This is a genomic window from Sphingomonas sp. F9_3S_D5_B_2, from assembly GCF_054263715.1.
In genome coordinates, this window is the sequence record NZ_JBSZFB010000004.1 from 261,852 (window position 1) to 274,658 (window position 12,807).

A 12,807-nucleotide genomic window follows, 5' to 3' on the forward strand; every position below is an offset into this window, starting at 1 on the left:
TACGGGGTGCTCTTTCAAGGAGGGGCAAGTACAACTGCTCGGTCGGCGTCACCAAGGGGATGCTTCGGCAGCTGGATCCACGTTCCCGAGTCTTTTCGCGAAGACCTTGGGATTGCCGTCGAGCTCAAAGAATCTACCGGCAGGTACATAGTCGACTACAGCGACTACCGGCATACTGAAGGGCAGTATTCTCCTGGGAAAACACCCGATGCTACGACAGTAGTGATCGGACCGCTCGGAGCAGTCTCTAAATGTAGAGCTAGAGCCGCTGAACTAACATTGCTCCAACCCCCCGGCCGAACGAAGACGTATTCCTTGTACAGGTATGTTGGTGATCCTTATGCTGAATGGAGGCGCCGAGGCTGGCGCGAGCCCGACGACATGTAAACGGGCACCGGCCGCCAACTCAACAGGACGACGCGCTTCCGAGCGTCAGCTTCTCACCCATGAACGAGATCAACGACGAATTGTCTCGCTTCTACGCGCTAAGCGCAAATTCCGCCCAGCCGGGGCGAGCGCCAGCGGTCCTTTAAGCTGGAATCACTGCAATCGTCGATGCGTCTTAGCACCATGGATGTGCGACTGATCGACCCACCGAAGTTTGAACCCACAATCACCTAGGATCTCTTCGATCTTGCGTGGGACCCAGTCACGCCGTTCGCGCGACAGGATGAAGAAGTGGACCTCGACGAATACATGCTGGCACTCAGCCCTCCTGAGGGTCTGCTGCATCCCCTGCAGTGCTTCGAGTTCGTGGCCTTCGATGTCGATCTTTATAACGTTGGGAACAGCGCATAACGCTTGCGAGACCAGCGCGTCGCCAGTGGCAAGCTCAACGAGGCAGTTTGCCTCCTTACCTGGGCGGGCAACAGTGAACGTGGCCCCGTTTGGATGCTCATTTTCATGGAATCCTGCAAACTTATCTTCGTTGGACAACCCGAGCTGCAGCACATCGATGTTCGCGCGGCTGGAGACGGCAGCCCGGAGTCGTTCAGCGTTGGCTCGGGCGGGCTCAAAGGAGTGGACGTGGCCGCAAGGACCAACCCAGTCGGCAAAGTGCAGTGAGTAAACTCCGATGTTGGCGCCCACGTCCCAGACAACAGCGTTGGAATGAACAACGCTCCGCATCGCATTTGTGAGAGACTGCTCGTAACCTTTCGCACGACGCCACGTGACGAACCGGCGTGACATGCCAGCTTGGCGCAACAGGGTCCGCGCTTTAACAACGAGCTCGCTGCTCATCATCGTCATAATCAACTCCGTAGCTGCGATGGAAGCCCACGTGGCGAACGCAAAACCGCATTAACTTTTGTTAATTTACCGTTAACTCTGAATGCAGCTTCTATCAACAGTTATAGTTGTGCCGATTTGGGACACTCTGATTAGCGCCGGTGGCGACTTGCCGTCGAAACCCGGTAAATGGCGGCGGCGCTTGAGCCGGTGAAGCATGGCAAACCCGACAAGTAGCCTGACGCCGCTCCGCCCAAGGCCGCACCTGAGGAGCCGAAGAGGTGACGCCGGACGAGTCCGGACAAGAAGCCCTCTTCTACCAACCCGGACGAGCGCTGCTGCGTGTGGATGCACCGCGTTAGCTCAAGCGATCCGTGGACGCAGAAGCCCAGCGCCGCAGGACAACGTTGCCGAAGTGCTCGCTCGGTGCCTAGCCTCAATCGAACACCGGGAGACCCTGTCTTGAGCGGGGTGGTGGAACGCGCTTATCAGTCCGCGCCTGAGTGCCGCTCGATGGATGAACTGGCGCCCCAAGCTGGCGAAGGAAGGGCATGAGAGCGTCCGAGGCGCATCTGTCGGCAGGGTCGTTACGCAAGAGCCGTCTGAAGCTGCTGAAGAGCAACGGTTAGCTCAGTAATCAGCGTGCCGGTTCGAACATCACGGGGACGCCGCTACATTCTTCATAACACGGATTAATCCGTCGCAACCCGTAGCTCGCACGATCATTGGGAAGCCCAGTATTACCGAGCAACGGATCTACAATGGCGAATGTGAGTGTCGGCGGCCCGATAGTTAGCTTCCACGGCGACCACGGAGAATCTAACGGCCCCGGCGGTTGGATCTCTCAAGAAGACCTCTGGGCGCGAGAAATGGCGGAGCGAGCGGCAGCTAAGAAGAGCACGGACGCAGCTGCGCGACGCGTCCACCAGGAACTCGCAAAACTCTACGCGGAGCAACGGCGAGCGAGTGCTGCTCGTGGGTAGCGTAAGGCTGGGCGCGGCAACCCTTTGGATCTTTATCGTCGCGGTGTTTGCTTACGTGTTTTGGGTGGCCGTGCACTGACTGTCGATGTGAGCGCGCGGCCCTTGCCGACCGACAATCAGCTGTCCTACGCGGCGCGGCGTGAAGCTGCAGGTTGGAACCTCGCTGATAGCAGACGACGCGGAGCGCTACCGGAAACGCGCGCGGGAATGTCGCGCTCTGGCGGCGGGGGCACGGGACGATCGCGACCGACACGCCTTGCTGGAAGTAGCAGAGGATTTGGAGATCGAAGCTGCCGAGATCGAAGCGCACGCGGCAAAGCACGTCCCTACTCCCGAGCAGCCGTAGGAATGCGTTGCTGCCTTCCTCCACAACGCTCAGACGGTTGAGATGGGGGCGGCCCCAAGTGACGAGCCGCCCACTTAATCGCGCGATCAGATTAGGGACGGCGAGTAGTGTTGTCAGTGTGCACGTGATCGTGGCGATCGCGCCGCTTGAGCCCGAGCAGCCCAGCTAGACCAAGTAGGCCCAAAAGCCCCCACTTACCGTGATCATCGTCGTTATCCTGCTGCGGAGCAGGATAAGTGGTGCTGGTGGTCGTAGTGTTGGTCGTATCTTGTGCGAGAGCCGGAACTGCGGTCAGCCCCAGTGAGGCCGCGCCGAACGCTGTCAGGATCTTCGTGGTGGCTTTCATATGGTTTTTCCCTCTCGTTTATCAGCGGGAAAGAACCGACCTATTGTGCGCGTTCTATCCTCGCCGGCGCCTTGAACAACCGTTGGATAGCGTTGTTCCTAAAGCCTTGCGCCCAGATCGCTGCTCAGGCGTGGCTGCTTCGATTGCCACCAATAGCGGACTGTCTCATGGCTAATGTCGATGCCTCGCTCTGATAGTAGGTCTTCGACGTTCCTCAGGCTGAGCGGGTACTTCACGTACAGCAGCACCGCCAGGCGGATCACTTCAGGGGAGGTCTTGAAGTAGCGGAACGGACTAATCGGGACACCGGAGCGAGGCATTGCGCAGCCCCTACCCTCGCTCGATTACCTATCGATGCATTTGCTCTGACAACGCCCTTGGCAGGGGTTCTCTATTTCGGGGCATGGCGCCCCGGGTGGAGCCCGAGTGAGCACGCCTAACGGCTGTATCGTTCCACTGTGCTGTTATGGTAGTTCGACGAACCGCACGGGGGCGGTGCGCATGGTTGACTACCGGATCTACTGTCTAGACGGTGCAGGCAAAATCTGCTTCGCGGAGCCGATTACAGCTGGCGATGATGCGGAGGCTATCGAAAAAGCGCGCAACATGAAGAACGGCGCTATCAAATGCGAGGTATGGCAGGGAGCGCGCCTGGTCGCGACGCTCAATGCTCAGGACCTCTCCCCTGACCCTGCTTGATTGCTTCAGCCTCGATCATGGCGGCCTCTGCCTCGAGCTCTTCAGCGATTTCAATCAGACCTTTCCGGTCAATCTGATTGCGGGCGCCTTCAGCTAGTGCCCGGCACTCTTGAGCCCGCACCCGAAACCGATCGACATCTTGGGGCATCTACTTAAGACGAAGCTAGATCGGCAGCGTTCCTAATCTATGTAAATGTTTGTGGGCGTATCGAACCATGGCTCAATATCGGCTCTACTGTTTCGACCGAGCAGGACACATCTGTTCCACTGAAAAGTTTATGGCCGCTTCAGACGACACCGCGCTCGAGGCTGCCAAGTTACGTAACCGGCAAGGACTTAGATCCGAGGTCTGGGAGGACGCTCGGCTCGTCGCAGCCACCCGCCCTCTGCGGTCAGTAAGCTGATCGGACGGCGCTCCGGTGCTGCGCGGCAGGGACTTCTTCTTTGGCCGCTGTTCCCAACCGTTCGTGCACGTCCGCTGCTCCAAGCACGTCCGCAGGTACGGGTTGATGGTCATACATCAGGACAACCAAACCTTTTCGCGTCAGCATCGTCAACGAGCATTTCTCCCAGTCCGCAGAGCAGGAAGCCTCGGACGTGGTAGAAGCTTGGCAGCAGGCCATTCGAGCCGCCGTGAACATCGCGAACGACCAAGTGTCGCACCGGCAATCCTTACTTCGGCGCGGTCCGCACAATTGGGCCTTGCATCCTGCGTGCGTGCGCATCGCGGGCCACTGAACTCCGCGTCGTGTTGGCGGAGGAGCTCCCCAACGAGCAGGCTCACGGTTCAAATTCGGCTCGGCCGAATTCGTCAGCTTACGGGAGGACGTGGGACTTTGAAGCGAGTGCCAGCCAACTCCGTGCCGCCTTTGGTCAGATGTCTGCCAACGCTTCTTCATTCGGATCGGCCGCAGCGCGATCGACGAACTGCCGCAGCAGCCATGAGGCCGCTGGCCCAGGCGGAAGATCCCTTCGCCAGACGCCGGCGAAGCGGTAAATGCCCCCGGGATGGTCCGGCATTGCCAAGCGCACGAGCGTCCCTGCCGCAAGGTCCCCTTCAATCATTGGCAACGGCATATTACCCCACCCTATGCCTTCGCGAAGAAGCGAGTGTTTCGCGCCGAGGTCCGCCAGCCGCCAGGTGCGCGGACTCATCACCGAGAAATCACGGCCTTCTGTGAGCGGAGAGCGGTCGGTCAGCACAAGCTGAATGTGGTCGCGCCCTGCGCCAGGTGCGATCCGTTGCATACGCGCGAGCGGGTGATCGGGTGCAGCCACGGGCACCATCACGACGGAGCCAGCTGAAACGCAATCGACCCCGCTTCCCCCGACGGCGAGCGGCCCGGAGATGCCGAGGTTCGCATTCTGCTCCAAGACCAGCGACGTGACGGCGCCAAGCGCCTCAACATGGAGCCGCAACGGGACTGTCGGAAACTCGTGGCGGAAAGCACGCAGCACAGCACCAAGGCGATCAGCCGGCAGCATAACGTCGACGGCCAAGTTGACCTCTGCCTCCAGGCCTTCGAGCAGGCCCTTCACCTTTGCACGGAGCCCATCGAAGCCCTCGCCGATCGCACGCACTTCGGCCAGGACCGCACGACCCGCTACGGTCAGCTGCGGCTTACGGGTTCCCGCCCGGTCGAACAGCAGCACCCCGAGCTGCGCTTCAAGATTGGCGATGCCATAGCTTACCACCGATACTGCTCGGTTGAGGCGCCGACCGGCGCCAGCGAAGCTGCCGGCGTCCACCACCGCCATGAAGGTGCGCAATTGCTCATAGGTCGGCGTTCCAGGATTTGACATTTCAACTTTCTCGAAGGTTGAGCCCGAACTTATACCTCTGATCGCGCGAAGCGGCAGCGCCTAATTGAGCGTGGAAGCGAGGATGATTGTCCTCGAACAATTGGGAGATCCACGATGATCGAAGTTCGTCCTCTCACTGGCCTCGGCGGCGCCAATCACGGCTGGCTCGACGCCAAGCACCACTTCTCATTCGCAAATTACTATGATCCCGCTCGCATGAACTGGGGCTCGCTGCGCGTCTGGAACGATGACACCATCGCGCCGAAGACCGGCTTCCCCACCCATCCGCACCGCGACATGGAAATCATCACCTACGTTCGCGAAGGCGCCATCACGCACAAGGACAACCTCGGCAACGAAGGCCGCACGGAAGCAGGGGACGTGCAAGTCATGTCCGCGGGAACGGGCGTTGCGCACTCTGAGTACAACCAGGAAGACGTCACGACGAAGATTTTCCAGATCTGGATTCAGCCGAACCGCACCGGAGAGAAGCCTGCGTGGGGCGCCAAGCCCTTCCCGAAGGGAAACCGGTCCGGCCAGTTCGTTGTGCTTGCAAGCGGCTTTGCGAACGACAACGACGCATTGCCGATCCGGACAGATGCGCGGGTCGTTGCCGCAACGCTCAAGGCCGGTGAGTCCGCGGAATATCCACTTGGGTCTGACCGCCGCGCCTACTTGGTTCCGGCCACCGGAGCGGTAGAGATCGAGGGGAAGCTCATCGGTGCCCGTGATGGCGCCGCAATCACGGATGTGGGCACCTTGCGTGTGACCGCGATCGAGGACAGCGAGATCGTTCTGGTCGATGCCGCCTGATTAGCTCGAGTGTTGCGCTGTGGCGCCCACGGGGGCCGCTAGCTCCAAACATCCCCGTTTCGCTTGCTCAATAACCGGCACAAGCTCCTCGGCTAATCGTTCGAGGGGCCGCCCAAACAAACAGGAAAGCATCATGGCTCGCGTCCTCATTCTCTATCATTCCACTTATGGTCATATCGAAGCGATGGCCCAGGCGGAGGCGGACGGCGCACGATCCGTCGAGGGCACGCATGTTGATGTCAGGCGTGTTCCCGAGCTCGTGCCGGACGAGGTTGCCCGCAATGCGGGGTATAAGCTCGATCAGCCTGCTTCCGTGGCGACCATCGAGGACCTGGTGCAGTACGATGCCATTATTGTCGGCTGCGGAACTAGGTTCGGACGCATGGCATCGCAGATGGCCAGCTTCTTGGATCAGGCGGGCGGCCTCTGGGCCCGGGGCGCTCTGAACGGCAAGGTTGGCGCAGCTTTCACGGCTACTGCTACCCAGCATGGCGGACAGGAGACGACCCTGTTCTCAATACTGACGAACCTAATGCACTTCGGAATGGTGACCGTTGGCCTTCCCTACTCTTTCGCGGGGCAGATGACTCTCGACGAGGTCACAGGCGGAGCACCCTATGGCGCCACTACGATCACGGGCGGGCAAGGCCAGAGGATGCCAAGCGAGAACGAACTTGAAGGCGCACGCTTCCAAGGTCGCCTGGTCGCTGAGACCGCCGCCAAACTGCACGACGCATTCACGGGTGATCTGACCAGCGCACCTCCGGAAGGTGAGACGGAGACCTGGGAAGAGCCCGCTCAGGCTTGATGCACGTCCGGAGCGCTGATCTGGGGCTCACAGCAGGAGCGTATGCGAAGTCTAACTGCGAAGGCCTGCTTTAGGCTGCGCTCCTCGTTGCTCCTGCGCTGATCCAACGAACATCTGCTTACGGGGATGACTCCGCTCTACAGGCAGGAGGGTGGCGAATAGCGGTGACTAGCAAATGTCTGCTTTTGTCGAATGCAGGCGTTCGCCGAATTTCCGCAACGCGTGGAAAACGGACACTAGCTCATGCCGCCTCATCCGCCCCGTTCACCCTCGCACCTCAACTTACGGTTTGGAACAACCGAATGGCCCAGCTGAGCTGATACGCCAAATAGATGGTGGCGATCGCGGCCTGCACCCAGCGGCGCGCGGTCCAAATGCCAATGGACGCCATGGCGATGAACGCAATCTGTGCGAGCCAATATTCCGTCCCAAGAGCATTGAAATGGGTGCGGCCCTTAAGTGCCGAGTCCACCAGGTCGATCGTAGCCCAGAGGATTTGAACGCCGAAAAACCAGTGCCGTCGAGACAGAAAGTAGTTCTCGAAGGACGAGTAGCCGTCGAGGTCGCGCGGAAACAGCAGCGCTGCGGCGAGGTAGATGATGAAAGCGTAAGACAATACGAACGCATAGATTCCGAAGGTCCAGACCGCGATGTCGCGCAGGAGGTATTCCGACCACCACCAAAACACGGACGCCAGAAACATATAGGCGACCCAAAGCAGGTGCACCCACCAGATACGGACTTTACGCGGCTGCTGGATCAACCCAGCGACACCCTGCATTAGATGCGTCAGCGCCAAACCGATTACGATTGAGGCAAGAACCATGACGTAGTCGAACATCGGCATTGACGTGGCTCCAGTCGCGCAGGGCCTTTCGCAACCGCGTACGTGCTAAGCGAATTGCCTCACACCCGCCAGCGATGACCGAGGCAAGGACCTCAGCACGTCGGCTTTGGGTCGAAAGCTGCCGCTGGCCCGCTAGTGGCTGCGATCGGTGGAAAATGGACCCTAGCGATCCCGTGCGGCCGACGCAGTTTCGGCATCTAATACGCCGTCGCGTTATCCTTTGACGCAGCGGCTCGAAAGCACACCGCCGATATCAGCCACAGCGCTGCAAATAAGCCGCTGAATAAGATCGCGCCGATGGATCCACCCCCCATGATCGCAGTCGAGGGCGCGGTTGCAGTCGCAACGCCGAGCAACGCCTGCATGATTGCTACGCCCACTGCGGTCCGTGCCAGGCCCGCTGGCCGGAACCAAGCAGAGAACCCACCCACTACTGCCGCCATGATAACCAGGAACCAGCTGATACCCGTGCCATCGTCGCGAACGATCGTTGTCCAAACAGTGAGTAACGACGCCAGAACCGCGATGGAAACTCCAGTGCGGTAGGCTCGGCTCGTGCTCGCTTCAGTCATTTGCTCGCCTCCCATACGCTGGTCTTATGACAGCGAGACGGCTGAGCAGCATGAGCATTTGCTGAGGAAGGGCTGAGCAATCTGCACTAGTGGCAGCTTCCGGTGGAAAGTGGACATAAGCCGAGCATGGCCCTCCAGGTTCGCCGAACAGCTCACGGGCCCACTTTCCTGACCATTTATTCACCCTTGATACACTATTACATTACCACTGGAGCGCGTTATAGGTATGCCAGTGCTCCTAGTCGTATCTCGAACCCCCTCCACAGCCGTCGCTCTCATACTCGCCGCCAGTGCATCCAGCGCGGCGTTTGCCGGGGACACGGACGCAGGCTCCATCGCACCGACGCCAGAGCGGCCGGCAGCGGCACCTGCGGCAGGCATTGGTCCCCCAGCTGCGCCTCTGGGTGAGGACATTGTAGTCACTGCGCGGCGCCGCAGGAGCGACGATGTGCTGGGAGAGGTTTCCGTCCTTGGCGGTCAGGAACTCACGAACCAACTCCGACCCACACTCGGCGAGACGCTTGCGCACCAGCCTGGTATCTCGACTTCGGGTTCGGGTCCGAACGTCGCCCGCCCCGTCCTTCGTGGTCTTTCAGGTGAGCGACTGCGTATCCTGACAGATGGTATCGGCAGCCTCGATGTGTCGGCGTCGAGCAGCGATCACGCTGTCGCGATCAACCCGCTTACGGCGGACGCGATCGAAGTGCTGCACGGCCCTGCGGCGCTGCTTTACGGCTCATCGGCCATCGGAGGCATAGTCAATGTAATCGACTCGCGCATTCCGCGCCGAGTGCCCGACGCGCCGCTCCATGGGCAGGGCATCACCGGCTACGGGAGTGCTGCGCACGAGGTGCTCGCAAATGGCGAAGTCGACGTGCCCTTCGGCAGTCACTTTGTTGTGCACGGTGACGCCAATTACACCCACAATGACGACCTGCGCACCGGCGGGTATATCCTCTCGTCACCCTTGCGTGCTGAAGCGACCGCCAGTGCGCACCCAGAAGTGCAGTCACTCGCGAGGCTGAAGGGCAAGCTCCCGAACAGCGATGGGCGTGGTTTCGAGGCAGCTGGTTCGGTGGCGTATATCGACGGCGGCTTCAACGCCGGTGTGTCCATCACTCGCCACACGGCGAAGTATGGCGTTCCGATCCGCTTCTCGCTTTATCCGGCTATCGAGGCGGAGCAGACCCATATCGACGTTCACCAGACCCGGTACGATGCCCGTGTCGAGGCCCCTCTCCATGGTGCGTTCCGGCAGATCCGACTGCGCGGCGGGTACTCCGATTACAACCATAAGGAGCTTGGCGCGGATGGCTCGATCGGCAGCCAAGTGTTCTCCAAGGGCGGGGAAGCCCGTGCGGACCTCGTCCAGCGCGATACGGGCGGCTGGGGCGGCGACAGCGGCGTGCAGTACCTGGACATTCGCCAGCATATCGCCGGTGACGAGCAGTATCTGCCCCCCACAGGTCAGCGGACACTCGGTCTGTTCAGTGTCCAGCACATTGAGACTGGGCCGCTTCGCCTAGAGGCCGGCGCCCGGTTCGAGCGCACTAGCCTTAAGGCGCAGGCAAGCAGCGTCGTCGGCAATCGGGACCTGCAGCGCCGCTACTCGACGCTCTCGGTGTCGGCGGGCGGAACCTATGCACTCACGCCTGCATGGACGCTGGGCCTGAACATAGCGCGTTCGCAGCGCGCTCCATCCGTGGACGAGGTGTTCGCGAATGGGCCCCACGGTGGCAACGCGAGCTTCGAACTGGGTGACCCCGACCTGTCGCCCGAGAAGAGCATTGGCTTCGAGGCGAGCGTCAAGCACAGAAGCGGCCGGCTCGACATCAACGCAACTTACTACGTCAGCCGCTACTCCAACTTCATCTACCAGGCACCGACCGGTGAAGTCCGTGACGATCTGCCGGTCTATGCCTTCCGGCAGGGGCGAGCGAACTACTCGGGTTTTGAGGTGGAGGTGGACGGGCGGCTTGGTTCTGTCCACGGGATCGATCTTGGCGTCGAGGGCATCGCCGACGCTTCTCGGGTGAGCATCAAGGACTTCGGCCCAGCGCCTCTGATCCCGCCGCTGCGACTACAGGGGGCGCTCACTGCCAAGAGGGGTCGGGTCAACGGGCGCGTGGAGCTTGAGCATGACTTCGCTCACCGCCGGACCGCGCCACTGGAACTCCCCACGTCAGGGTTCACGCTGGTGAATGCTGGGGTCGACTGGCATCCCCTGACAACACGGCATGACCTGACTTTGTCGCTGGCTGCTAACAACATCTTTGACGTCGAGGCACGCCGCTCGGCTAGTCTCCTGAAAGACTACGCGCCACTTGCAGGACGTGACATCCGCCTGACGGCGCGTTTCAGCTACTAATCCATTCGGAGGGCCTCAGCGCGGGTCCCCCTAGGTTGGTTCACTCACACCAACGGGCACTGCGCTGGGATGAACTGAATGCCCGCAATGGGTGGAAATCGGACATCAGGCGCGAAAGGTACCAGCGTGCAGAAGGTAAGTCACTGGCCGCTCGAGCAAGCGAACATCGTGAACGGACCGAGCAAGTTCAACTTCTCTAGGGCTTGTAGAGTATGCTGGCCCGGGCAGGACGCACCCGCAATTGGGCAGCCCTCCCATCTCTTGTCCAAGGAAGTAAGTCGCTTCCGAGATTGCGGCGAGAGCCGGATCTCAAACTCCTCCTCCAGTTCGACGAGACCTGAAGGATCAAGATCGCGCAGATTGCGAGAAAGACAGACCTTGTCAGCGATGAGTGCGAAACGCTGAAATGTTGTTCCGGTCATCTCCTGAAAATGCGCTCGCGGCGGATTGTCCGCGGCACTCAGCAGCAGCAGCAGCACAGATACGGCCGTCGACTTCTGCATCCGCCCCATGAGCGCGAACTCTACGCTTCACGTTGATGTCTGCAATGGGTCGAAAGCCGACTTGGGCCGAATGTCTGGACCGGGTGGAAAGCTCCCATCGATTAAGCCAGCTCCCAGTTGCCTACGTGGAATGTTCTCTTGCACGCCGCGCATTCGGCATTCACATCAAGCGCGTCGAAAAGGTTGGCCAGGTGCCCGCCGCCGTCCGAATGCGCCAGATCGTCGAGCTCGTCGGCATCGATGTTGTAGATGAGTTCGCATTTAACGCTGTGCGCTTTGGCCGCGCAGTCAGGGCACTCGACTTCCTTCAGTGTAGCCGCTTGCTGATACGAGGTCCCATTGCCGAGACGGCCATCATATCCGTCACGGTTACTATCGAAGAACACGTGAGCTCTTGCGCAATGATCGCAAGTCCACGCCAGAGGGTCTAGGTAGCCGTTAGCCGCGTCTCCGCCGGCAACAACCCGACCGTTTTCGGAGCCGCATGGACATGCGAGCAACCAAGTAACCGAACTGCTCTGGGTGCCAATGACGGTTGCCTGAAGACCGTCGAAGTTGTCCGGCTGGCGCTCGGCAGCTCGCGCCGCTTGCGGAGTGATCATGCGACGATGCTATCAGAGAAGCCAATGTCTGCAATGGGTCGGAAGCAGACATTAGCTCGCTGATGGTAGGAATGGATGGAAAGTCGACATCCCGGTTGTAAGCTCAAGCATCAACGGCATGCGCGTTTTCAACGCGATCGGCTGCCGCAACGCGGCTGGCGGGACTATCTACCCTTAGGGGCCGGTAGCTCGGCGGCACGAACTAAGCGCGTCCGAACTGCACCGCCTAACTTGATTGAATGCCCGAAATGCATGTGCGGGTTAGTTAACGCGAGTCGGAGCGATTAGCGTTCCTTGGGGACAAGGCGTGGCCTTTTATCGCCTGTACAGCTTGGAGGCGCCGGGGCGGCTTGGGGATCCGAAAGAGATCGCTGCTGCCGACGACCACGAGGCCATTGCCAAGGTTCGGGAGATGAAGCCCAACGCAATTCAATGCGAGATTTGGAGCGAGCGACGCTTGGTAACGTCGCTCCGTCGCGCGGGTAACCGGCCTTAACCTTCGGACCTATCTCGCCGCTCTTGCTCGTCGATGAGCCCTGCCTCTTCGTCCAAGTCTGCAGCGATCTCTTCTAACATTGCGGCGTCACTTTCCGTGCGTGCGCTCTTTGCCAGTGCACGGCATTCGATGGCCCGCTGACGGAAGCGTTGTGCGTCGAAGGCCATGCGGACCGAGCCGTAGCGCCCCGCGGGCGTTTCATTCTCTAACTTGGACGTAGATTGATGGACTTAACAGTCGCCGAATCTAGAACCGGCTTTTCGGTAAGAGCCTGCGTTCTCATGAACACCGATAAACATGAACCTCGCTCACGTAAGTGAATCTCATCCACTTGCGTTAGAGAACGATTCTCAGCGCTTGCTAGGCAGCTTTGTCGCCGGCGCGCTTCCGG

13 protein-coding genes and 1 pseudogene are annotated in these 12,807 nt (G+C 60.2%); 5 read left to right on the forward strand and 9 right to left on the reverse strand.

Annotation, left to right across the window (positions count from 1 at the left end; genetic code table 11):
• Positions 1 to 540 precede the first annotated feature (540 nt).
• Entirely contained in the window at positions 541 to 1,251 is a 711-nt protein-coding gene (locus tag ACUXST_RS12525; RefSeq protein ID WP_458390318.1) for an FkbM family methyltransferase, read from the reverse strand.
• Between the two features lie 1,101 nt (positions 1,252 to 2,352).
• On the opposite strand from ACUXST_RS12525, the gene ACUXST_RS12530 reads away from it, so the two are divergent.
• Positions 2,353 to 2,559, forward strand: a complete 207-nt coding sequence (locus ACUXST_RS12530) for a hypothetical protein (protein WP_458390319.1) — start codon at positions 2,353 to 2,355, stop codon at positions 2,557 to 2,559.
• Between the two features lie 91 nt (positions 2,560 to 2,650).
• On the opposite strand, the gene ACUXST_RS12535 is transcribed toward ACUXST_RS12530, so the two are convergent.
• Both ACUXST_RS12535 and ACUXST_RS12540 read right to left on the reverse strand, forming a co-directional pair.
• On the reverse strand, positions 2,651 to 2,905 hold the full coding sequence (locus ACUXST_RS12535; RefSeq protein ID WP_458390320.1) for a WGxxGxxG family protein: 255 nt from the start codon (positions 2,903 to 2,905) through the stop codon (positions 2,651 to 2,653).
• 149 nt (positions 2,906 to 3,054) lie between these two features.
• A pseudogene (locus tag ACUXST_RS12540) lies at positions 3,055 to 3,225 on the reverse strand (IS6 family transposase); the annotation flags it as partial.
• 181 nt (positions 3,226 to 3,406) lie between these two features.
• Here ACUXST_RS12540 and ACUXST_RS12545 point away from each other — a divergent pair.
• The gene (locus ACUXST_RS12545; protein ID WP_458390321.1) at positions 3,407 to 3,604 is read left to right on the forward strand and encodes a hypothetical protein; all 198 of its coding nucleotides are present in this window, start codon (positions 3,407 to 3,409) and stop codon (positions 3,602 to 3,604) included.
• Between the two features lie 873 nt (positions 3,605 to 4,477).
• Here ACUXST_RS12545 and ACUXST_RS12550 read toward each other — a convergent pair.
• Entirely contained in the window at positions 4,478 to 5,407 is a 930-nt protein-coding gene (locus ACUXST_RS12550; protein WP_458390322.1) for a LysR family transcriptional regulator, read from the reverse strand.
• Between the two features lie 114 nt (positions 5,408 to 5,521).
• On the opposite strand from ACUXST_RS12550, the gene ACUXST_RS12555 reads away from it, so the two are divergent.
• Positions 5,522 to 6,220, forward strand: coding sequence for a pirin family protein (locus tag ACUXST_RS12555; RefSeq protein ID WP_458390323.1), 699 nt, complete (start codon positions 5,522 to 5,524; stop codon positions 6,218 to 6,220).
• Between the two features lie 133 nt (positions 6,221 to 6,353).
• Entirely contained in the window at positions 6,354 to 7,028 is a 675-nt protein-coding gene (wrbA, locus tag ACUXST_RS12560; RefSeq protein ID WP_458390324.1) for an NAD(P)H:quinone oxidoreductase, read from the forward strand.
• Between the two features lie 277 nt (positions 7,029 to 7,305).
• On the opposite strand, the gene ACUXST_RS12565 is transcribed toward wrbA, so the two are convergent.
• Both ACUXST_RS12565 and ACUXST_RS12570 read right to left on the reverse strand, forming a co-directional pair.
• Positions 7,306 to 7,875: a hypothetical protein gene (locus ACUXST_RS12565; protein WP_458390325.1), complete on the reverse strand. Its 570-nt coding sequence runs from the start codon at positions 7,873 to 7,875 to the stop codon at positions 7,306 to 7,308.
• Positions 7,876 to 8,072: 197 nt separating this feature from the next.
• Positions 8,073 to 8,447: a hypothetical protein gene (locus ACUXST_RS12570; protein WP_458390326.1), complete on the reverse strand. Its 375-nt coding sequence runs from the start codon at positions 8,445 to 8,447 to the stop codon at positions 8,073 to 8,075.
• Positions 8,448 to 8,895: 448 nt separating this feature from the next.
• Between ACUXST_RS12570 and ACUXST_RS12575 the strand changes: the two genes are divergently transcribed.
• Complete coding sequence (locus ACUXST_RS12575) at positions 8,896 to 10,815, forward strand: TonB-dependent receptor (protein WP_458390327.1); 1,920 nt, start codon at positions 8,896 to 8,898, stop codon at positions 10,813 to 10,815.
• A gap of 140 nt (positions 10,816 to 10,955) precedes the next feature.
• On the opposite strand, the gene ACUXST_RS12580 is transcribed toward ACUXST_RS12575, so the two are convergent.
• The 3 genes from ACUXST_RS12580 to ACUXST_RS12590 all read right to left on the reverse strand — a co-directional run bounded on the left by ACUXST_RS12580 (position 10,956) and on the right by ACUXST_RS12590 (position 12,583).
• Entirely contained in the window at positions 10,956 to 11,327 is a 372-nt protein-coding gene (locus tag ACUXST_RS12580; protein ID WP_458390328.1) for a hypothetical protein, read from the reverse strand.
• Positions 11,328 to 11,419: 92 nt separating this feature from the next.
• Complete coding sequence (locus ACUXST_RS12585; protein ID WP_458390329.1) at positions 11,420 to 11,704, reverse strand: hypothetical protein; 285 nt, start codon at positions 11,702 to 11,704, stop codon at positions 11,420 to 11,422.
• Positions 11,705 to 12,412: 708 nt separating this feature from the next.
• The gene (locus tag ACUXST_RS12590) at positions 12,413 to 12,583 is read right to left on the reverse strand and encodes a hypothetical protein (RefSeq protein ID WP_458390330.1); all 171 of its coding nucleotides are present in this window, start codon (positions 12,581 to 12,583) and stop codon (positions 12,413 to 12,415) included.
• Between the last annotated feature and the right edge of the window lie 224 nt (positions 12,584 to 12,807).

Coding starts and splice junctions, on each gene's coding strand:
- ACUXST_RS12525 (WP_458390318.1), bottom strand. CDS start 1,251: ATGACGATGATGAGCAGCGAGCTCGTTGTTAAAGCGCGGACCCTGTTG.
- ACUXST_RS12535 (WP_458390320.1), bottom strand. CDS start 2,905: ATGAAAGCCACCACGAAGATCCTGACAGCGTTCGGCGCGGCCTCACTG.
- ACUXST_RS12545 (WP_458390321.1), top strand. CDS start 3,407: ATGGTTGACTACCGGATCTACTGTCTAGACGGTGCAGGCAAAATCTGC.
- ACUXST_RS12550 (WP_458390322.1), bottom strand. CDS start 5,407: ATGTCAAATCCTGGAACGCCGACCTATGAGCAATTGCGCACCTTCATG.
- ACUXST_RS12555 (WP_458390323.1), top strand. CDS start 5,522: ATGATCGAAGTTCGTCCTCTCACTGGCCTCGGCGGCGCCAATCACGGC.
- wrbA (WP_458390324.1), top strand. CDS start 6,354: ATGGCTCGCGTCCTCATTCTCTATCATTCCACTTATGGTCATATCGAA.
- ACUXST_RS12565 (WP_458390325.1), bottom strand. CDS start 7,875: ATGCCGATGTTCGACTACGTCATGGTTCTTGCCTCAATCGTAATCGGT.
- ACUXST_RS12570 (WP_458390326.1), bottom strand. CDS start 8,447: ATGACTGAAGCGAGCACGAGCCGAGCCTACCGCACTGGAGTTTCCATC.
- ACUXST_RS12580 (WP_458390328.1), bottom strand. CDS start 11,327: ATGGGGCGGATGCAGAAGTCGACGGCCGTATCTGTGCTGCTGCTGCTG.
- ACUXST_RS12590 (WP_458390330.1), bottom strand. CDS start 12,583: ATGGCCTTCGACGCACAACGCTTCCGTCAGCGGGCCATCGAATGCCGT.